Annotated in this window: 21 protein-coding genes; 10 read left to right on the top strand and 11 right to left on the bottom strand. The window is 68.1% G+C overall.

The features are described 5' to 3' along the window. On the top strand, positions 1-459 hold the full coding sequence (locus tag AC3ISA_RS13090; protein ID WP_489178200.1) for a low molecular weight protein-tyrosine-phosphatase: 459 nt from the start codon (positions 1-3) through the stop codon (positions 457-459). Positions 460-677: 218 nt separating this feature from the next. Next, positions 678-1,130, top strand: a complete 453-nt coding sequence (locus AC3ISA_RS13085; RefSeq protein ID WP_489178199.1) for a hypothetical protein — start codon at positions 678-680, stop codon at positions 1,128-1,130. 72 nt (positions 1,131-1,202) lie between these two features. On the opposite strand, the gene rsmD is transcribed toward AC3ISA_RS13085, so the two are convergent. Then, the gene (gene rsmD / locus AC3ISA_RS13080; protein WP_489178198.1) at positions 1,203-1,778 is read right to left on the bottom strand and encodes a 16S rRNA (guanine(966)-N(2))-methyltransferase RsmD; all 576 of its coding nucleotides are present in this window, start codon (positions 1,776-1,778) and stop codon (positions 1,203-1,205) included. A gap of 3 nt (positions 1,779-1,781) precedes the next feature. Continuing rightward, positions 1,782-3,329: a pseudouridine synthase gene (locus AC3ISA_RS13075; protein WP_489178197.1), complete on the bottom strand. Its 1,548-nt coding sequence runs from the start codon at positions 3,327-3,329 to the stop codon at positions 1,782-1,784. A 12-nt stretch (positions 3,330-3,341) separates the two neighbouring features. Between AC3ISA_RS13075 and tadA the strand changes: the two genes are divergently transcribed. Continuing rightward, positions 3,342-3,800, top strand: a complete 459-nt coding sequence (gene tadA / locus AC3ISA_RS13070) for a tRNA adenosine(34) deaminase TadA (protein WP_489180111.1) — start codon at positions 3,342-3,344, stop codon at positions 3,798-3,800. A gap of 43 nt (positions 3,801-3,843) precedes the next feature. Continuing rightward, complete coding sequence (locus tag AC3ISA_RS13065) at positions 3,844-4,275, top strand: MliC family protein (protein WP_489178196.1); 432 nt, start codon at positions 3,844-3,846, stop codon at positions 4,273-4,275. Here the strand turns inward: AC3ISA_RS13065 and AC3ISA_RS13060 are convergent. Genes AC3ISA_RS13060 through AC3ISA_RS13050 form a run of 3 tightly spaced genes read right to left on the bottom strand, consistent with a single transcriptional unit; the run spans position 4,272 to position 6,525 of the window. After that, the gene (locus tag AC3ISA_RS13060; protein ID WP_489178195.1) at positions 4,272-4,856 is read right to left on the bottom strand and encodes a GNAT family N-acetyltransferase; all 585 of its coding nucleotides are present in this window, start codon (positions 4,854-4,856) and stop codon (positions 4,272-4,274) included. The genes AC3ISA_RS13065 and AC3ISA_RS13060 overlap by 4 nt on opposite strands. Beyond that, positions 4,856-5,962, bottom strand: coding sequence for a 3-dehydroquinate synthase (aroB, locus tag AC3ISA_RS13055; protein ID WP_489178194.1), 1,107 nt, complete (start codon positions 5,960-5,962; stop codon positions 4,856-4,858). Before aroB ends, AC3ISA_RS13060 begins: the two co-directional genes overlap by 1 nt. Further along, positions 5,959-6,525 (bottom strand): shikimate kinase, encoded by a 567-nt coding sequence (locus AC3ISA_RS13050; protein ID WP_489178193.1) that lies wholly within the window; start codon positions 6,523-6,525, stop codon positions 5,959-5,961. The genes aroB and AC3ISA_RS13050 overlap by 4 nt, the downstream gene beginning before the upstream one ends. Positions 6,526-6,650: 125 nt before the next feature. On the opposite strand from AC3ISA_RS13050, the gene AC3ISA_RS13045 reads away from it, so the two are divergent. The 6 genes from AC3ISA_RS13045 to AC3ISA_RS13020 all read left to right on the top strand — a co-directional run bounded on the left by AC3ISA_RS13045 (position 6,651) and on the right by AC3ISA_RS13020 (position 10,258). Further along, on the top strand, positions 6,651-7,571 hold the full coding sequence (locus AC3ISA_RS13045; RefSeq protein ID WP_489178192.1) for a site-specific tyrosine recombinase XerD: 921 nt from the start codon (positions 6,651-6,653) through the stop codon (positions 7,569-7,571). Positions 7,572-7,588: 17 nt separating this feature from the next. Continuing rightward, complete coding sequence (locus AC3ISA_RS13040) at positions 7,589-7,813, top strand: DUF1902 domain-containing protein (RefSeq protein WP_159844687.1); 225 nt, start codon at positions 7,589-7,591, stop codon at positions 7,811-7,813. Between the two features lie 65 nt (positions 7,814-7,878). Then, a complete protein-coding gene (locus tag AC3ISA_RS13035) occupies positions 7,879-8,070 on the top strand; it encodes a type II toxin-antitoxin system HicA family toxin (RefSeq protein ID WP_372694772.1) in 192 nt (63 codons plus the stop codon). 90 nt (positions 8,071-8,160) lie between these two features. Beyond that, complete coding sequence (locus AC3ISA_RS13030) at positions 8,161-9,108, top strand: acetyl-CoA carboxylase carboxyltransferase subunit alpha (protein ID WP_159844693.1); 948 nt, start codon at positions 8,161-8,163, stop codon at positions 9,106-9,108. Between the two features lie 122 nt (positions 9,109-9,230). Beyond that, the gene (locus AC3ISA_RS13025) at positions 9,231-9,782 is read left to right on the top strand and encodes a response regulator (RefSeq protein WP_489178191.1); all 552 of its coding nucleotides are present in this window, start codon (positions 9,231-9,233) and stop codon (positions 9,780-9,782) included. Continuing rightward, on the top strand, positions 9,779-10,258 hold the full coding sequence (locus AC3ISA_RS13020; protein WP_489178190.1) for a chemotaxis protein CheE: 480 nt from the start codon (positions 9,779-9,781) through the stop codon (positions 10,256-10,258). The genes AC3ISA_RS13025 and AC3ISA_RS13020 overlap by 4 nt, the downstream gene beginning before the upstream one ends. On the opposite strand, the gene AC3ISA_RS13015 is transcribed toward AC3ISA_RS13020, so the two are convergent. The 6 genes from AC3ISA_RS13015 to AC3ISA_RS12990 all read right to left on the bottom strand — a co-directional run bounded on the left by AC3ISA_RS13015 (position 10,243) and on the right by AC3ISA_RS12990 (position 18,429). Then, on the bottom strand, positions 10,243-12,135 hold the full coding sequence (locus AC3ISA_RS13015) for an ABCB family ABC transporter ATP-binding protein/permease (protein ID WP_489178189.1): 1,893 nt from the start codon (positions 12,133-12,135) through the stop codon (positions 10,243-10,245). The genes AC3ISA_RS13020 and AC3ISA_RS13015 overlap by 16 nt on opposite strands. Positions 12,136-12,203: 68 nt before the next feature. Next, on the bottom strand, positions 12,204-13,220 hold the full coding sequence (locus tag AC3ISA_RS13010; protein ID WP_489178188.1) for a threonine aldolase family protein: 1,017 nt from the start codon (positions 13,218-13,220) through the stop codon (positions 12,204-12,206). Continuing rightward, complete coding sequence (locus AC3ISA_RS13005; protein ID WP_489178187.1) at positions 13,220-14,170, bottom strand: mechanosensitive ion channel family protein; 951 nt, start codon at positions 14,168-14,170, stop codon at positions 13,220-13,222. Before AC3ISA_RS13005 ends, AC3ISA_RS13010 begins: the two co-directional genes overlap by 1 nt. 52 nt (positions 14,171-14,222) lie before the next feature. After that, positions 14,223-15,911 carry a cisplatin damage response ATP-dependent DNA ligase gene (locus AC3ISA_RS13000; RefSeq protein WP_489180110.1) on the bottom strand — a complete coding sequence of 563 codons (1,689 nt, stop codon included), beginning with the start codon at positions 15,909-15,911 and terminating at the stop codon, positions 14,223-14,225. Between the two features lie 96 nt (positions 15,912-16,007). After that, positions 16,008-16,484 (bottom strand): RcnB family protein, encoded by a 477-nt coding sequence (locus AC3ISA_RS12995; RefSeq protein WP_489178186.1) that lies wholly within the window; start codon positions 16,482-16,484, stop codon positions 16,008-16,010. Between the two features lie 124 nt (positions 16,485-16,608). Continuing rightward, positions 16,609-18,429, bottom strand: coding sequence for a response regulator (locus AC3ISA_RS12990; protein WP_489178185.1), 1,821 nt, complete (start codon positions 18,427-18,429; stop codon positions 16,609-16,611). Positions 18,430-18,449: the final 20 nt, after the last annotated feature.

Below are 18,449 nucleotides of genomic sequence, written 5' to 3'. Positions count from 1 at the left end.
TTGTCAGCACCCTCCATCCTCTTCGTCTGCCTCGGCAACATTTGTCGCTCTCCCCTCGCCGAGGCCGCCCTGCGCGCCGAGGCTGAGCGGCTCCGTCTCGACCTGATTGTCGATTCCGCCGGGACCGGGGACTGGCATGCGGGCGAGCCGCCGGACCCGAGGGCGCAGGCGACGGCGCGGCGGCATGGGGTCGAGATCTCGGGGTTACGGGCGCGGCAGGTGACGCAGGCCGATTTCCGCCGCTTCACCCATGTGGTGGCCCTGGACCACGACAATCTGGAGAACCTGCGCTGCCTGGCGCCCGCCGACGCGACCGCCGAACTCAGCCTGCTGCTCGACCACGTCCCCGGCCGCGAGGGCCAGGCCGTCGCCGACCCCTATTTCGGCGACGACGCCGGGTTCGAGATCACCTGGGCCGAGGCGACGGCCGCCGCGCGTGGTCTGGTCGAAAAGCTGTAACCCTCTCCCGTTGGGAGAGGGCTTGAGGCTCGCAGAGCGTAGCGATGCGGTAGCCGAAAGGGTGAGGGTCGGATGCTGGACGTGTGTCCCTGCGACGGCTGACGCCGACGGATGGACCCAACCCTCATCCGGCCCTTCGGGCCACCTTCTCCCAATGGGAGAAGGACAGGGATTTCCCACGTCCGCATTTGACGTAGCCTTGGTTTACGGCTGCGGTCATGACCGACGTCTATCGCATCCGCGCCGCTCAAACCTGGGCCCAGGCCCGCGCCGACTATCTGTCCGGCCTCAGCGCCGAGGCCGTGTGTCGCCGCCACGACCTGGGCCTTTCCGCCTTTCGCCGTCGCGCCCGCAAATACGGCTGGCGGCGCAGCGACCAGGTCGAGCCCCCGCCCGGCGAGATCGACCTCGGTCTCTATTCCGACCTGGACATGGACGACCTGGCCCGCACCGCGCGCCTGCGCTTCGCTGAGGCGGTCGAGAGCGGGCGCGCCACGGACGCCCGGCGCTGGCGGCGTCTGGCCGATGACCTGGCCCGCGAGGCCCGAGATTTCGACGCCGACTTCTTCAAGGGCATGAGCCGCGAGGCCATCGACGCTTGTCGCGTCACGATACGACGCGAGATCGCAGAGGAGGACGAGGCCCTGCTGGGTCCGCCGCCCGAGGACTGATCCCGTTGCGACCCACTCGCAAAAATCTGCACGAAAGTGCACTCAAAAAATTCGGAGTGCACTTTTTCCCGCTCATGCGGTCAGGGCCAGAACCTTCAGGAACAGCACCCGCGCCGCGCCATAGTCGCGCGCGTCCAGCCGCTGATAGCCGGGCGTGTCGATCTCCGGCTCGTCCGACCCGCGCTCGAATACCACCAGGGCGCCGGGCTTGAGCCAGTTCCCCACCAGCAGCCGCAGCAGCGTCTGTTCCCCCAGCCCCTTGCCATAGGGCGGGTCCAGGAAGGCGATGTCGAAGGCCTCGCCGTCCGAGCCGGGCCTGACGCCCAGGTCCGTCGCGCTTCTCCGATGCACCCGCGTTCGCCCCATCAGCCCATAGGCGTCGGCGTTCTCGCGGATCGCGCCCCGCGCCCCGTCGTCCGTCTCGACGAACAGACAGAAGCCCGCCCCCCGGCTGACCGCCTCGAACCCAAGGGCGCCGGAACCGGCGTACAGGTCGATGACCCGCGCCCCCTGCAGGCTCTCGCTCCAGGCGGCGTGCTCCAGCACATTGAATACGGCCTGCCGCGCCCGGTCCGAGGTCGGGCGCGTGCCCTGCCCGTCCGGCGCGACGATGGCCCGGCCCTTCAGGCTGCCGGCGACGATCCGCACGGATTAGCTCCGCGGCGTGCGGGGCTTGCCCCCCGGCGCGCGACCGCTGGTGCCCGACGGGCCAGCCGGCTTGCCGCCGCCGGTGCGGGGCGGCCGCGTCTCGCGGCTGCTGCCGCTGGCGCCGAAGCCGCGTGGCTTGAAGTCGCGCTTGCCTGCGTCTGCGCCCGCCGTGCGCGGCTTGTACTCGCGCTTGGGGCCGTCGCTGCTGCGCGCCGGAGCGCCGTCGCGTGGCGTATAGGCGCGAGCCGGACGATCCCCGTCCTCGCGGGGCGTGTAGGCGCGCGCCGGGCGTTCGCCGTCCTCGCGAGGCTTGTAGGTCTTCTTGGGGTGGACGGTGCGGGGCGTCGCCTTGGCCCAGCCTTCCTTCTTGGGCGGACGCTCGCGGCGCTCGACTGCGTCGGCCTGGGCCGTCTCGGCGGCGCGGACCCGGCTGGGCTTGCGCGACGGATCGGACATGGCCGAGCCCGAGTTGCCCTTCAGGATCGGCGTCGATACGCGACGACCGGGGATGGGCGCCGGCGTCTCGACCGTATTGCCGGTCGGCAGGTTCTCGGGTCGGATGTAGTCGGCCAGCAGCTCGCGGATCACGCGCGGCCCGATCTCCTCCACCGATCCGACCGGCAGGACGTCCAGGCGGAACGGCCCATAGGCCAGGCGGATCAGCCGGTTGACCGTCAGGCCGACGGACTCCAGCACCTTGCGGACCTCACGGTTCTTGCCCTCGGTGATCGAGACCGAAATCCACAGATTGCTCGGCGTGCGGCCGTCCTCGGATTTGCTTTCCTTGGCCTTGTCCAGCGTCGCCACCATTGGACCGTAGGAGATGCCCTCCACGACGGCGCCGTTCTTCAGCTCGTCCAACTGCTCTTGGGTTATTTTGCCCCGCGCCCGCGCCCGGTACTGACGCACCAGCCCGGCCGAGGGCAGCTCCATCGCCCGGCTCAGCTCGCCGTCGTTGGTCAGCAGCAGCAGGCCTTCGGTCGACAGATCCAGCCGTCCGATCGAGATCACGCGCGGCAGGCCGGCCGGCAGGGCGTCGAACACCGTCGGGCGACCCGTCGGATCCTTATGGCTGGTCAGCAGGCCGGCAGGCTTGTGGTAGCGCCAGACGCGCGTCGCCTGCGCCCCGCCCATGGGCTTGCCGTCCACGGTGATCACGTCGTCGCGCGTCACCAGGGTCGCCGGCGTGTCCAGGATGCGGCCGTTCACCGCCACCTTGCCCAGGCCGATCAGACGCTCGACCTCCCGACGCGAGGCGATGCCCGCGCGGGCCATGGTCTTGGCGATTCGCTCGGCGCGCAGGGGCGTGTCGGACGCCTTGTTGTCCTTGCCGCCGCTCTTGTCGCTGCGTGGACGATCGCTCGCCCCCGCACGCGCCGGCTTGTCGCCGAACCGCTTGGGGCCGTCTTCGCGAGGGCTGCGTGGCTTGTCGCCATAGGATTTCGTCCCGTCGCCGCTCTTGCGGGGACCGGAGGATTTAAAGGGCCGGGGCGACCGTTCGTCTTGACGGGCGCGGGGCTTCTTGTCGTTGTCGTCTGTATGGCGGACCATGATGAGCGGTTCATGCGCATGGCGCTGGACCAAGCGCAAGCGGCGGCGGACGCAGGAGAGGTGCCCGTGGGTGCAATTCTTGTCGATCCGGCCTCAGGTGAGGTAATTTCGACCGGCGCCAATGGTCCGATCGCGTCACATGACCCCACCGCCCATGCCGAGATCGTCGCCATGCGACGCGCGGCGACGGCGCTGGACAACTACCGTCTCACGGGCCTGACCCTCTATGTGACGCTGGAGCCGTGCGCCATGTGCGCCGGCGCCATCAGCCACGCCCGCATCGGCCGCGTCGTCTGGGCCGCCGACGATCCCAAGGGCGGCGCGGTCATCCACGGCCCTCGCCTGTTCGAACAGCCCACCTGCCACTGGCGCCCGACGACGGACTCAGGTCTTCTGGGGCAAGAGGCGTCCAACCTGCTCAAGTCCTTCTTCCGTCAACGGAGGGGAACGGCTGCAGGCGGCGCACGTTAGAACGCCGCGAAAAGCTGCGCTGTTGGGCGTCGCCGTGGAGGGAATGTCGTTGTTCAAGCCGGATCTGCCGCAGTCGATCATCTTCAGCGGCCTCGCCGCCCTGGCCCTTTTGACCGCCTGCGGTCCCGATCCCGACAAGGCGCCGCGTACCGGCGACGAGGTCAAGGAACGCGCCATCGACGCCCAGACAGCCCGCCAGCGAACCGGCGCCGAGATCCAGGACCGCACCCTGAACCGCGTCGTCCACACCGTCTATCTGTGCGACAACGGCGAACGCCTGTCGGTCGATTTCGACAATCCGCGCCAGATGGCGACTATCCGCAACTCGTCCGGCGAGGCCATCGACCTGTATCAGGAACGCGCCGCCGACGGCATCTGGTACCGCGCCTCCAACGTCGAACTGCGCGGCAAGGGCGTCCTCGCCACCTGGTCCGTCGAAGGCCGCCAGCCGACGCAATGCCGGGCGGTGGACTAAAACGCCGCCAGCCGCCGATCCAGCCCGTCGCGCACCTCGGGCCAGTCGTCGTCGATCACGGCGAACATGGCGGTGTCGCGCGCCCGGCCGGTCCAGGTGATCTTGTGCTTGCGCAGCACGCCTTCGGCCTTGGCGCCCAGCTTCAGGATGGCGGCCTGGCTCTGGGCGTTAACGGCGTCTGTGATGATCTCGACCCGCACCGCGCCAGAGTCGAAGGCGTGGCCCAGCAACAGCCGCTTGCAAGCCGGATTGATCGCCCCGCCCCGCGCCTGCGGCCGATAGAAGGTCGACCCGATCTCGCAGCGGCGATAGGCGGGATTGATTTCGTACAGGCTGGTCGTGCCGACCAACGCCCCATCGGGCAGCCGCCGCACCGCATAGGCGATCCGCGTGCCGGCCCGCATCGCCACCAATGCGCTGTCCCACCAGGCCTCGAAATGCGCGCCATAGGCCGGCGCGACCATGATGTCCCAAGCGGCCGCGTCGCAGTCCAGCGCCGCCATCACCTCGGTTTTCAGCCCGTCCTCGAACGGCTCCAGCCGCACGAACCGGTCCTCCAGCGGCACCGTGGCGATCCGCATCACGCGGTCGCGCCTTCCTCGATCAGGAAGGCCCGCACCTTGGCTGCATCGACGCCCTTGGCGACGAAGGCCTGGCCGATGCCGCGCGCCAGGATCAGGGTCAGCGCCCCGCCCTCGGCTTTCTTGTCCCCCGCCATCAGGGCCAGCAGCCGGTCGGCCGCGAACGATCCCGCCTGATCCAGCCGCGTCGGCAGGCCCGCCGCCGCGACCACCGCCTCGACCCGCGCCACGTCGGCGGCCGAACACAGCCCCTCGCGCGCCGAATAGCGGAAGGCCATGCAACATCCCAGGGCCACCGCCTCGCCATGCGCCAGCGCCCCCTCGTCGAACCCGACCTCGGTCTCGACCGCATGACCGAAGGTGTGGCCCAGGTTCAGCAGGGCGCGCCGCCCCGCCTCCTTCTCGTCCTCGCCGACCACCGCGCTCTTGATCTCGACCGAGCGGATCACCGCCCTCTCCAGCGCCGCCGGATCGCCGGTCGCGCCTGCCGCACCCTCGCCGGCCAACCAGTCGAAGAAGGCCGCGTCGCAGATCAGCCCATGCTTCAGCACCTCGGCCCAGCCGGACTTCACCTGACGCGGCGGCAGCGTCGCCAGCACGTCGATATCGGCCAGCACCAGACGCGGCTGATGGAAGGCCCCGACCAGGTTCTTGCCGCGCGGCGTGTCGATGGCCGTCTTGCCGCCGACCGACGAGTTGACCTGGGCCAACAGGGTCGTCGGGATCTGCACGAAGTCGATCCCGCGCATGAACAGCGCCGCCGCCAGACCGGCCAGATCCCCCACCACCCCGCCGCCCAGAGCGATCACCACATCCTTGCGGTCCAGCCCGATCTCCAGCAACCGGTCCAGCACGCGCTCCAGCTCGGAGAAGGACTTGGACCCCTCGCCTGCCGGCACGGCCACGATCTCGCTCTTGACGCCCGCCGCCGTCAGCGACGCCATAAGGGCCTGGGCGTGGATGCCCGCCACCGTCTCGTCGGTGACGATGACCGTCCGCCCCTTAGCCAGCGGCGCGATATGCGCCCCCGCCTGCGCCAGCAGGCCGCGTCCCACCACCACGTCATAGGCCGCAAAGGCCCCGCCGCTGACCGGAATGATCGTCACGTCTTCGTCTCCGCACGCCGTCTGTGGCGCCAGTGCCGGCGCAGGTTCTTGTGAATGGCGTCCACCGCCTGGCCGTGCGAGCCCTGGCCCACGTCCACCGTCACGTCCGCCTCGCCATAGATAGGGTAGCGCTCCTCGGCCAAGCCGGTCAGCACCTCCAGCGGATCCTTGCCGCGCAGCAACGGCCGCGTGTCGCGCCGCGCCACTCGTTCCGCGATCACCGCCAGATCGGCCCTCAGCCAGACGGTGTCGGAACGCGTCTTCAGCAGGGCGCGCGTCTCGGGGTTCATCATCGCCCCGCCGCCGGTGGCCAGCACGATGGGCGGCCCTTCCAGCAGGCGGCGGATCACCCGCGCCTCGCCCGCCCGGAACTCGGCCTCGCCCAGGGCGGCGAAGATTTCCGAAACCGTCATTCCGGCGGCTGATTCGATCTCCACGTCGCCATCCGCAAACGGCAGCCGCAGCCGATTGGCCAGCCGGCGTCCCACCGACGATTTGCCCACCCCCATCAGCCCGACCAGGGCTATGGTGCGGGTCGGTCCCGGATTCGCGCGCCGCCTCATCCGGCGGCTCCGGCGGAACGGTCGGTCGAAAGGACGGCGAAGGCGGCGACGCAGGCAGGCATGATCGATCAAACCTCTACACCAAGCCCGCTCCCACGCCATCCGTTCGAAGGACGGTCTGTGCGATGACGCCCCAGATCGAGGCCTTTCTGGAGATGATGGCCGTCGAACGCGACGCCTCGCCCCACACCCTGTCCGCCTATGGCCGCGATCTGGCCGACGCCGAGACGGCGCTGTCGGACGCCGGCGGTCTGATGAAGGCCGACGCCGAGGCGGTCGAGGGCTGGTTCGCCGACCTGTCACGGCGCGGCCTGTCCGCCGCCACCGCCGCGCGCCGCCGGTCCTCCGCGCGTCAGTTCTATCGTTTCGCTCTGGCCGAGGGCTGGCGCACCGACGACCCGTCGCGCCGCCTCGACGCGCCGAAACAGGGCCGGTCCCTGCCCAAGGTTCTGACCCGCAACGAGATCGACCGGCTGCTTGCCGCCTCTGCCGCCCGCGACGCAGCGGCGGGCCTGCGCCTGGTCGCCCTGGTCGAGATGGCCTACGCCTCGGGCCTGCGGGTCTCAGAACTGTTAGGGCTCAAGGTCGAGGCCATCCGCCGCGATCCCGCCTATCTGATCGTGCGCGGCAAGGGCGGCAAGGAACGGCTCGCGCCCCTGAACATCGCCGCGCGCGAAGCGATCAAGGCCTGGCTGACCGCACGAGACGCCAAGCTCAAGGGCAAAGATGGGCGCCAGCCCGAGGCGCCCGACAGCCCCTGGCTCTTCCCCTCCTCCGGCCGCACCGGCCACCTGACCCCCCGCCGCTTCGCCCAACTGCTGGACGAGGCCGCGATCACGGCCGGTATCGACCCGGCCCGCGTCAGCCCCCACGTCCTGCGCCACGCCTTCGCGACCCACCTGCTGGAAGGCGGCGCCGACCTGCGCGTCGTCCAGACCCTGCTGGGCCACGCCGACATCGCCACCACCCAGATCTACACCCACGTCGCCACCGACCGCCTGGCCCAGGTCGTCCACCAAAACCACCCCTTGGCGCGCGACGACTGACGGCGCATATTCGGGCCATGGCGCATTCATTCTACGTCAAGGCGATCTGGGACGCTGAGGCCAGCGTTTGGTACAGCGAGTCCGACATTCCGGGCCTCGTCCTTCAGACGGACACGCTGGAAGAATTCGAGGATCTGATCAGGCATTTCGCGCCCGACCTCCTCGCCTCCAATCTGGACATCCACGAACCCGTCGCTATTCGTTTCGAGGCGTCACGGCAACTCGATCTGGTCGCAGCCTGACCATGGCGTTGCGACTTTGCGGCCCGCGCGAGAATCGTTTCTAGATTCGATTCCGGGGAAGATTGATGGTTCAGGACTACTACAGAGACCTGACGCGACGGCTTAAGGATGCCGGCTTCGAGCGCGTTCCAGGCGGCAAGGGCAGTCACGAGAAGTGGCGAAACGCAGCGGGTCGCCAAGTCACCGTGCCATCCAAGCCCATGCGGATCATGGCCAACGAAATCCTCAAACAGGCCGGTTTGCCAAAGGCCTTCTGAACCGCCGCTTGCCCGGCGGCGTTGACCTCTCTAGGTTCCCCCGCCTTCCCCAAGGGCGCTCTTGCCCGCTCGCAGTTCCCGGACGCCTTGATGGCCACGCACTATCTCGACTTCGAAAAGCCGATCGCCGATCTGGAAGCCAAGATCGAGGAGCTGTCGCTGCTGTCCGACGCCTCGGGCGATTTCGACAACGAGATCGAGGGCCTGCGCAAGAAGGCCGAGCAGCTGCGCAAGAAGACCTACGCCGGTCTGGACCCCTGGATGAAGACCCAGGTCGCGCGCCACCCGCAGCGTCCGCACTTCATCGACTATGTCCAGAGCCTGTTCACCGACTGGAACGAACTGCACGGCGACCGTCAGTTCGGCGACGACCAGGCCATCCTGGGCGGCCTGGCGCGCTTTCGCGGCCGTCCGGTCGTGATCATGGGCCATGAAAAGGGCCACGACACCGCCACCCGCATCACCCACAATTTCGGCATGGCCCGGCCCGAGGGCTATCGCAAGGCCGTGCGCCTGATGGACATGGCCGAGCAGTTCGGCCTGCCGGTCCTCAGCTTCATCGACACGGCCGGCGCCTATCCGGGCCTGGGCGCCGAGGAGCGCGGTCAGGCCGAGGCCATCGCCCGCTCGACCGAGCGCTGCCTGACGCTGGGCGTGCCCTCCATCGCCACCATCACCGGCGAAGGTGGATCCGGCGGCGCCATCGCCATCGCGGCGGCCAGCCGCGTGCTGATGCTGGAGCATTCGATCTATTCGGTCATCTCGCCCGAGGGCGCGGCCGGCATCCTGTGGCGCGACGGCGCGAGGGCCAGGGACGCGGCCATGGCGATGAAGATCACCGGCCCGGACCTGATGGGCCTGAAGATCGTGGATCGCCTGATCGAAGAGCCGGTCGGCGGCGCCCACACCGACCGCGACGCCGCCATGGCCAATGTCGGCGACGTTCTGGCGGAAGAGCTGAAAGGCTTCGAGGGTCTGTCGCCCCAACAGATCAAGAAGCGGCGCGCCGACCGTTTCTACGCCATCGGCGCCCTCTAGCCGAACAGCGTTAACGCAGCATCCACCATCGTCTGCCACGCTGCGACCTTCACTGGAGCGCATCGGGGTTTGCGACCGGCCATGATCACGACGACGGCGGGACAGACCGGACCCTTTGCGGCATGAGCGGCGGCGAATCCCTGCGCGAAAGCGCCGTCTTCAACCTGGGTGGCGCGATCACGATGATCGTCGACGATTCGCCCTTCTCGCTGACGCTGACGTCCAACGCCTTGACCGGGTTCGGCATCCGGCCCGCCTTCGCCTGCGGCACAGGAACCCAGGCCAAGAAGCTGCTGACCGACAAGCCCATCGATCTGCTGGTCGTGGATACCGACATGCCCGACATCGACGGGTTCGAACTGGTGCGCTGGCTGCGCCGATCCGGGCCCAACCCCAACGCCTTCACTCCCGTCATCATGACCGCCAGCCACATCCGGCGCGGGCGTGTAGCCGAGGCACGGGACTGCGGCGCCAACTTCGTCGTCACCAAGCCGTTCAGCCCCGCCATGCTGCTGGAGCGGATCCTGTGGGTCGCGCGCGACAGCCGGCCCTTCCTCGAAGTCGGCGACTATCTGGGACCCGATCGCCGGTTCCGACACAGCGGCTATGAGGGCGTCGAACGCCGGGTCGACATGATACGCAAGGCCAAAGGGATGGAGAGCCTGGCCCTATGACCGTCATCACCCACAATCAGCGCAAGTCGCGCCTGTCCGAGATGCTGGATCGCCCCGGCGGCGTCAGCGTCGGTGTCGCCCTGGCCCAGGCCAGGGCCAATCTGGACGCCTTGCAGGACCAGGCCCGCGCCATCATCGCCGACAATATCGCCGTGCTGTTGGCCAAGCCCGAGCCCGGCCTGATCGAGCCGATGCGGCTGGATCTGGCCTATTCCGCCTCCAGCCAGATCATCGACGCGGCCAGCCCGTTCGCGATGGACGACCTGTGCACGGCGGCGAAAGGGCTATGCGACCTGCTGGACGCAGCCCCGCGCCAAGGCGGATTCGACTGGCGCATCGCAACCGTCCACGCCCAGGCGATGAAGGTGCTGCTGTCCCTGCCGCCCGAGGAGCAGGCCGCCCGCAGCGCCATCCTGACCAATCTGCACGAAGTCCTGCGCAAGAAGTTGCCCGCGAGCGATCAGTCCGCGACCTGAGACGCCTTGCCGGCGCGCGTCTGCTTGCGCCACAGGGCGGCGTATTCCCCGCCCTGCCGCGCGACCAGCTCATGATGCCCGCCGCGTTCGACGATCCGCCCGGTCTTCAGCACCAGAATCTGATCGGCGTCCGCCACGGTGGACAGCCTGTGCGCCACCACCAGGGTCGTGCGACCATGACGCGCCTTTTGCAGGGTCTTCTGGATCGCGGCCTCGGTTCGGCTGTCCAGGGCGCTGGTCGCCTCGTCCAGGATCAGGATGCAGGGATCGGCCAGCAGAGCCCGCGCGATGCCGACACGCTGACGCTCGCCGCCGGACAGTTTCAACCCCCGTTCTCCCACCCGCGTCTCCATCCCGTCCGGCAGGCCGCGAATGAAGTCGGCCAGTTCCGCCGCCTCGGCCGCCGCCCAGACCTGGGCCTCGTCCGCATCGGGTCGGGCGAACGCGATGTTTGCCCCCAGGGTCTCGTTGAACAAAGCCACGTCCTGCGGCACCAGGGCCACCGCAGCGCGCAACGACGCCTGCGTCACCTGACGCGCATCATGGCCGTCGATCAGCACGCGCCCTTCCTGCGGATCGAGCAGACGCAGCGCCAGTTTGACGATGGTGGACTTGCCCGAGCCGGACGGCCCGACCAGCGCCGTCGTCGTGCCGGGCGCGGCAAAGAAGCTGACGTCCTCCAGCCCGTTGGCCCGCGCGTCGTGACGGAAGCCGACGTTTTCGAACCGCACCGAGGCGCCACGCGCATCGACCGGGCGCGGCAGGGCCAGCGCATTGGGCGCATCGGCGACCTGTGGTGTCTGACGCGTCACCTTCAGCATCTCCTCCATGTCGATGAAGGACTGGCGGATTTCCCGATAAGCGAAGCCCAGGATGTTTAGCGGCGCATACAGCGAGATCATGATCAGCACAGCCGCCGTCACGTCGCCCGGCCCCATCCGACCGGCCGCCGCCTCGAACCCGGCCATCACAGCCATGACGCCCAGCCCCAGGTTCATCACCAGGGCCTGCATGCCGTTCAGCATGGCCAGCGAGCTGTTGGCCTTCAGCGAGGCCTCGGCATAGTCGCCCAGCGCCCGGTCATAGGTCTGGGCCGCACGGGTCTCGGCGCCGAACGACTTGACCGTCTCATAGTTCAGCAGGGCGTCCACCGAGACGCCGGCCGCCTCGGAATCCGCCGCATTCATGATCCGGCGATGCTCCAGCCGCCAGTTTGACATGGCGAAGGTGGCGGCGGTGTAGATGACGACCACGACCACCGCGACGGCGGCGAACCGCCAGTCATATTTCGCGCCCAGCACCCCCGCCGCCAGCACCAGTTCGACCCCGGTCGGGATCAGGTTGAAGGCCAGGATGCGCAGCAGGAAGTCCACCGCCCGCGACCCGCGATCCATCGTCCGCGACAGGGCGCCCGAGCGTTTGGTCTGGTGGAAATCCAGCGACAGGCTCAACGCATGGGCGAAGGCCTCGGCCGCCGTCGTGCGTTGGGCGGCGGCGCGCACGGGCGCGAACACCACGTCCGAAATCAGGGGCGAGGCCGCCGACAGGAACCGCACGACCGTCCAGCCGATGGCGAAGGCCGCAAAGCCCAGGCCGACGGCTGTCGCCGCGCCCTGCCCCGCCGCCAGACGGTTGACCGCCGCGCCCAGCACCAGCGGCGCCATCACGCCCAGTCCCTTGCCCGCGAGCGTCAGCAGGATGGCGCAGATCAGCCTCAGTTTCAGGTGTGGCGCGCCCGAACGGGCCACCAGCCGCGCGAGGTCCGCCAGCGCCGTCAGCGTCGGGGGTCCATCCGTCTTGTCCTGTAGGCTCCCTGCCTGCTGCGCCTTGACCATCGGGTCACGCCTGCCGCCGGAGCGTTCGCCTCGTATCGCCATGATCCGCATATGGAAACCCATTGCGACCGGGGAAAGGCCACGCTGGCGCGTGACCGGGGATTAGTGGCTCAACCCAGACTGACAACCGCCTCGATCAGCTCGTCCACCGCCGCTTCCTGCGTCGCCCACGAACAGACGAACCGCACCGATCCATCGTCGAACGGATAGCAGGCCCAGCCCAGGGCGTTCAGGCGTGCGTGCGCCTCGGTCGGCATACGCACGAAGACGGCGTTGGCCTCGACCGGATGGGCCAGGGTATAGGGCGAGCACCTCGCGATCCCCGCCGCCAGCTTCTGCGCCATCAGATTGGCATGCGCGCCGCCGCTCTCCCAGTCGCCGCTTTCCAGAAGCCCCAGCATCGGTCCCGACAGCAGGCGGGTCTTGGACGCCGTCTGCCCGGCCTGTTTCAGGCGATTGTCCAGTCGCCGCGCCAGGCTTTTGTCGAACAGCACGATGGCCTCGGCGCAGTTGGCACCCGCCTTGGCGCCGCCGAACACCAGCACGTCCACGCCCAGGCGCGGAATGTCCTTCAGGTCGAACCCGCAGGCGACGGCGTTGGTCAGTCGCGCACCGTCCATATGGACGCCGTATCCCAGCGCCTTGGCCGGCTCGATCAGGTGGCGCAGCTCTTCTTCGGTATAGACCGCGCCATACTCCGTCGCCTGGGTCAGCGACAGGGCGGCCGGCGGCTGGCGGTGACCGACCTCGGGTTCGGCCAGTTGCGCCTGCAAGGCCAGCGGATCGATCTTGCCCGAAAAGCCCGGCAGGCCGATCAGGCCGACGCCGTGGCCGAAGAAGCCCGGCGCCCCCGTCTCGTCGGTGCAGATGTGGGCGGCGTTGTGCGCCAGCACCGCCTCATAGGGCTGGGCCAGCATCGACAGGGCAATGGCGTTGGCCGCCGTGCCGCTGAAGACGAAACGCACCTCGGCGTCGGCATCCAGCCGCTGGCGAATCTGATCGGCGGCGCGGGCGGTGACGTCGTCGGCGCCGTAGGCTCTAGCGAACCCCTTGTTGGCGCGCACCAGGCCCTCGATGGCGCTCAACGCCATGCCTGCGGTGTTGTCGGAGCCGAAATCGTAACGCATCAACTGGCCTTGAACGCGGTGACAGAGGCCGTTGCGCCGGGAATGGCGGACGACGGGTCATGGTCGCCATAGGGCACAGCGACCTGGTGCGGGAACGGAATCTCGATACCGGCGGCGTCCAGCGCCTCCTTGCCGCCCTGCATCAGATCGGCCTGGGTCTGCCACCAGTCACCGACCTTGACCCAGGCGTGCAGCGTCACCTGAACCGAACTGTCCAGCAGGCCCGTCACTCCCGTCCAGGGATGCGGATCGTGCAGCACCTTGTCGTGCGCCTCGGCCATGTCGGCCAGCGCCTTGCGCGCCTCGTTCAGGTCGTCGCCGTAGCCGACGGTGAAGTTGATCTCGATCCGGCGCGTCTGCTGGCCGGTCAGGTTGGTCAGGGCGTCGCTCAAGACCTTGGAATTCGGAATGACGATCTTGTGGTTGTTGGCGTTCGACAGCTGGGTCGTGAACAGGTCCAGCCGCTGGACCGTGCCGCTCATTCCGCCGACATCGACGATGTCCCCGACCCGGTAAGGCCGCAACACCAGCAGCATGATCCCAGACGCCACGTTCGACAGCGTGCCCTGCAACGCCAGGCCCACCGCCAGTGACGCCGCGCCCAGGACCGCGATGATCGAGGTCGTCTGCACCCCCAGCCGTTGCAGCACCGCGATCATGCCGATGATGAACACCACCACCCGCACGACCTGAACCGCAAAGCTCAGAACCGTCGGATCGTGGCGGAAGCCCTTAACGCGCGACAGGGCGTTGCGGGCCGCCCTTGCCGCCCATTTCGCCGCAAAGACCGTCGCGACGAAGATCAGGATGGCTATGGTCAGGTTGATCGCGAAATCACCCGCCATGTCGGTCAGTTTGGCGATCACGGCGGCGTCTACGGACACGGCCTTGCGGCCTGCGGCGACAGCTTCGGCGATAGGGGTGATATCGGCTGGGATTGGCGAAGACATAGGGCCGGGTCTAACGCCTGACGCGCCGATTGGAACCCCCGAAAGCCCGTTTTCAGGCCTTGGCGATCCGTCCGCCGCCGCTTTCGATGGCGTCCAGCAGGTCCATAACGTCGTCGATGGTGTTGGCCTCTCGCGCCGGCTTGTCCCAGCGGATGCGGCTGACGCGCGGGAAGCGCATGGCCACGCCCGACTTGTGCCGCGTCGATCGGTTCAGCCCCTCGAAGGCAATCTCAAGCACCAGGCCGAAATCCCGCTCGGCCCGCACTGAACGCACTGGTCCGAAACGGTCGATGGTGTGGTCACGCACGAACTTGTCGAGCTGTTTCAGCTCCTCGTCGGTGAAGCCGAAATAGGCCTTGCCCACCGGCGTCAGCGCCCCCTCCGGCGTCCAGACGCCGAAGGTGTAGTCGGAATAGAAGCTGGAGCGTTTCCCATGCCCGCGCTGGGCGTACATCAGGACGGCGTCGATGACGTGGGGGTCGCGCTTCCACTTGAACCACAATCCCTTGGGTCGCCCCGCCAGATAGGGACTGTCCCAGCGTTTGAGCATCAGGCCTTCCGCAGCGGCCCCGACCGGTGGATCGGCTCGAAGCCGGGCCAACTGATCCCAGTCGGCGTAATCGACCACCGGCGAAAGTTGCAGCCGATCGCCGGTATGGCCCGCGACCAAGTCTTCCAGCCGCGCCCGGCGCTGGCGAAGCGGCAAACTCCGCAAATCCTCGCCGTCCTCGGCCAGCAGGTCATAGGCCACCACCGCCGCTGGGAACGCCTGCATCGCCTTGGCGTCCACCGTCTTGCGGTTCAGCCGCTGTTGCAGATCCCCGAATGGCGCCACCGCCCCATCGCGCCAGACGATCAGCTCGCCATCGATCGCGCCTTGAAACGCCAGGGCCTCCATCACATCGGGAAAGGCCGCCGAAATCTCGTCGCCGGTGCGAGAATAGAGTTTGCGGACATCGCCTTCCAGCACCGCCTGGATGCGGATGCCGTCCCACTTCCATTCGGCGGCGTAGTCGGCAGGCGACAGTTTGGGCAGATCGACCGCCTCGTCGATGGCGACCGCCAGCATGACCGGCCGGAACCGTCCGGGCGCATCCGGGCTTGGCCGTTCCGCCCTGCCCTCTAGCCAGGCGAACAGGTCGGGATAGGGCGGCTCAACCGCGTGCCAGACCTCTTCGATCGCCGAGGCGTCGAGGGCCTCCAGCGTCGTCTGCGCCTCGTCCCCGTCCGGTGACGGCGGCGCCATCACCGCGTCCGGTCGCATCATCGCCGCCGCCGTCTTGGCCAACCGCGCGGACAGTCCGACCCGCAGGGCCCCGGTCATCAGCTTCAGCAGCGCCCAGCGCCCTTTCGGCTCCAGCGCGTCGAGCCAGCCTTCAAGCAGGCCCCGCACCTCGGCCCGGCTGGCGGTGCGCAAGGCCTCGACCACCTCGGCCAGTTCCGGCTCGCGATTGGGCCGATGATCGGGCGTCACGGGCCAGATCAACGCCACCGTCTCGGCCAGATCCCCGACATAGTCGTAGGACCAGCCGAACAGCACGCTGTCCACCCGCCCCTCGACCGCCTTCCTGATCATGGCCGGTTTGGCGGCGTCGAACGTCAGGTCGCCCGTCAGCGCCGCCAGCGCCCAGCCCCGATCCGGATCGGGCGTCGCCCTCAGATAATCTCTGACCAGCACCAGCTTCGCATTGCGCGAAGCGGTCAGGGACAGGCGATCCAGAAGCTCGGCGAAGGCGCGCATCGTCATTCATCTCGGGCGCTCGAAGCGTCGCCGCCAGTCCAGAACGAAAAACGCCCCGGAGGTTTCCCTCCGGGGCGCGTCTTCGATCTCAGTCGATCAGTTGAACAGGCCGGCGATCACGGCGGTGATCAGACCCCCGGCGACGGCGGCCAGAACCACGTCATTGCCGCTGCGGACATATTGATAGCCACGCGGCGGGGCGCGCAGGCCATAGCGGTTGTAGTCGTTCACCACATAGGCGTTGGTCCGGTAGTAGGACGGCATCCGCTGACCATAGCTCCAGGTGCGCACCGCATAGCCGCGCGGAGGCGCATAACGGGGGGCGTTGTAGCGACGCTCGGCCCGCTGCCAGCGATCATAGGCGCGTTGTTGCTGGCGATATTCCTGGCGATCCCGGCGCTGGTCCTGACGGAACTCGCGGCGGTCGTCACGACGATCCTGGCGATGATCGCGACGGTCTTCGCGCTGCTCATATCGGTGATCGCCGCGCGACTGGGCCGAGGCGGCGCCGGCCGCGCCCAGGGCGGTCGTGGCCATCAGGGCGGCCATCGTGGCGGTGAGGATCTTCTTCATGATCGTGTCTCCAACTGCGTCGAAGGGCTTCGACTTGATCGCAGTTATGGAGCGCGGCGGCTGAGGCGCGTCTGAACCGCCGTCAGCGGCCTACATTCACCTTGAGAACACGTCTCGGCCTCAATCAAGCGGCGACGGAGGTCTCGGACGGCGGCAGCGCCATCTCTCCGACCGCCTCGCGTCCGCCCCCGACCCGTCCCATCAAGGCGGCCAGTGCGCTGAAGTCGATGGGCTTGTTCAGATAGGCGTCGGCGCCGGCGTCCAGGCCGGCCTCGTGATCTTCGGTCCGGGCCGATGCCGACAGGACGACGATGGGCGTGCCCGCATTCTGGCCCCCGCCGTCGCGAATAAGTCGGGTCGCGGTCAGGCCGTCCATGACCGGCATGTTCACGTCCATGATGATCAGGTCGAACGGCTGGTCCTTCGCGATATCCACGGCCACCTGACCGTTTTCGGCCGTCGAGGTGACGTGGCTGGCGGAACTCATCCAGGCTTCCAGGATCATGCGGTTCACCGGATGGTCCTCGACCACCAGCACCCGCAGCGATTCGCCGCCTTCGATCTCGGCGAAGATTTCATCGGCCGCGACCGGCTTGGCCCACTCCACCACCTCGGCCTCGATCTCCAGGGTGAAGCACGAGCCCTCGGCCAGTCTGGAGCTGACGGTGATATCGCCGCCCATGATGTTGGCCATGCGACGGGCGATGGTCAAACCCAGGCCCGTGCCGCCGAAACGGCGCGTCGAGGAGGTATCGACCTGGGTGAAGGGCAGGAACAGGCGCTCCAGATCCGCCGCCGCGATGCCGGTGCCGCTATCCTTGACGATGAACTCGAACCGCACGCGCTGGTCCGACACGCGGTGACCGCGCACGATGTAATGGATCTGGCCAGCCTCGGTGAACTTGACCGCGTTCGACAGCAGGTTCTGAACCACCTGGCAGACCCGCAGCGGATCGCCGCGCACCACCGTCGGGATCTCGCCTTCCAGGGTCGAGACGAACTCCAGCCCCTTGGATTCGGCTTGGGCTTCGAACGGTCCGGTGATCCGCTTGTGCAGACCATCGACGGCGATATCGACGACCTCGAAATTCATCTTGCCCGCCTCGATCTTGGTCATGTCGAGGATGTCGTTCAGCAGCGAGAGCAGATTGTCGCCCGAGTTGCGGATGATCGACAGATACTCTCGCTGCGTCGCCTCCAGACGCGTGGCGCTGAGCAACTGAGCGGCGCCCAGCACCCCGTTCATCGGCGTGCGAAGCTCGTGAGAGATGACGCCCAGGAAGTTCGACTTGGCGTCATTGGCGGCGTTCGCCTTGTCGCGCGCGGCCTCCAGTTCCTCGATCAGATGGGCCTGATGCGACTGGAAGGCGCGGATGCGTTCTTCACGCAGCAAGGTCATGGTCACCAGGACGAACAGGCCCGCCGCCGTGAACGGCAGGACGGCCAGCATCGACCAGAATTCGTTCGAGCCCCACAGGCTGAAAAGAATGACCGCCGCCGCAGCGCCATAGGGCGACGAAATGATCAGGGCCTGGCGCGGCGAACTGCGCAGCTGGGCGAACACCAGCACATAGCCGGAGATGATCAGGGCCAGGGCCAGCGGCCGCCCGAAATCGGAAGGCGAGAACCAGGCCAGCAGGGGCGCGATGGCCCAGGCGCCGGTCGTCACCGTGGCGACGATGGGGAAGATCATGCCCCATCCCGTCTCGACCTGGTGGCTCAGCCGCTTTTCGACCATGCCGCGCACGGAGCCCGCAGCGACCGTCAGCCCGAACCACAGCACGGCCTGCCACAAGCCCACCGTGCCCAGCAGACCAAGTGCCCAGGACGCGATGATCATGTAGCGCAGGTACTGCGTCTGCAGAATGGCGGTCAGCGCCTGGGCTGCATCCCCGGCGCGTTGATCGCCCGGAAGCGCCTTCGCGACGCCGTCTGATTCCACCATAAGCCCAGATCCCCACGTTC

This window comes from Brevundimonas sp. KH_058 (genome assembly GCF_057838505.1).
The sequence above is the reverse complement of the archived record's forward strand: the minus strand, read 5'-3'. Positions and strand labels throughout refer to the sequence as shown.

Coding starts and splice junctions, on each gene's coding strand:
- AC3ISA_RS13085 (WP_489178199.1), top strand. CDS start 678: ATGACCGACGTCTATCGCATCCGCGCCGCTCAAACCTGGGCCCAGGCC.
- AC3ISA_RS13075 (WP_489178197.1), bottom strand. CDS start 3,329: ATGGTCCGCCATACAGACGACAACGACAAGAAGCCCCGCGCCCGTCAA.
- tadA (WP_489180111.1), top strand. CDS start 3,342: ATGCGCATGGCGCTGGACCAAGCGCAAGCGGCGGCGGACGCAGGAGAG.
- AC3ISA_RS13065 (WP_489178196.1), top strand. CDS start 3,844: ATGTCGTTGTTCAAGCCGGATCTGCCGCAGTCGATCATCTTCAGCGGC.
- AC3ISA_RS13060 (WP_489178195.1), bottom strand. CDS start 4,856: ATGCGGATCGCCACGGTGCCGCTGGAGGACCGGTTCGTGCGGCTGGAG.
- AC3ISA_RS13050 (WP_489178193.1), bottom strand. CDS start 6,525: ATGAGGCGGCGCGCGAATCCGGGACCGACCCGCACCATAGCCCTGGTC.
- AC3ISA_RS13045 (WP_489178192.1), top strand. CDS start 6,651: ATGACGCCCCAGATCGAGGCCTTTCTGGAGATGATGGCCGTCGAACGC.
- AC3ISA_RS13040 (WP_159844687.1), top strand. CDS start 7,589: ATGGCGCATTCATTCTACGTCAAGGCGATCTGGGACGCTGAGGCCAGC.
- AC3ISA_RS13035 (WP_372694772.1), top strand. CDS start 7,879: ATGGTTCAGGACTACTACAGAGACCTGACGCGACGGCTTAAGGATGCC.
- AC3ISA_RS13030 (WP_159844693.1), top strand. CDS start 8,161: ATGGCCACGCACTATCTCGACTTCGAAAAGCCGATCGCCGATCTGGAA.
- AC3ISA_RS13025 (WP_489178191.1), top strand. CDS start 9,231: ATGAGCGGCGGCGAATCCCTGCGCGAAAGCGCCGTCTTCAACCTGGGT.
- AC3ISA_RS13020 (WP_489178190.1), top strand. CDS start 9,779: ATGACCGTCATCACCCACAATCAGCGCAAGTCGCGCCTGTCCGAGATG.
- AC3ISA_RS13015 (WP_489178189.1), bottom strand. CDS start 12,135: ATGGCGATACGAGGCGAACGCTCCGGCGGCAGGCGTGACCCGATGGTC.
- AC3ISA_RS13010 (WP_489178188.1), bottom strand. CDS start 13,220: ATGCGTTACGATTTCGGCTCCGACAACACCGCAGGCATGGCGTTGAGC.
- AC3ISA_RS13005 (WP_489178187.1), bottom strand. CDS start 14,170: ATGTCTTCGCCAATCCCAGCCGATATCACCCCTATCGCCGAAGCTGTC.
- AC3ISA_RS13000 (WP_489180110.1), bottom strand. CDS start 15,911: ATGCGCGCCTTCGCCGAGCTTCTGGATCGCCTGTCCCTGACCGCTTCG.
- AC3ISA_RS12995 (WP_489178186.1), bottom strand. CDS start 16,484: ATGAAGAAGATCCTCACCGCCACGATGGCCGCCCTGATGGCCACGACC.
- AC3ISA_RS12990 (WP_489178185.1), bottom strand. CDS start 18,429: ATGGTGGAATCAGACGGCGTCGCGAAGGCGCTTCCGGGCGATCAACGC.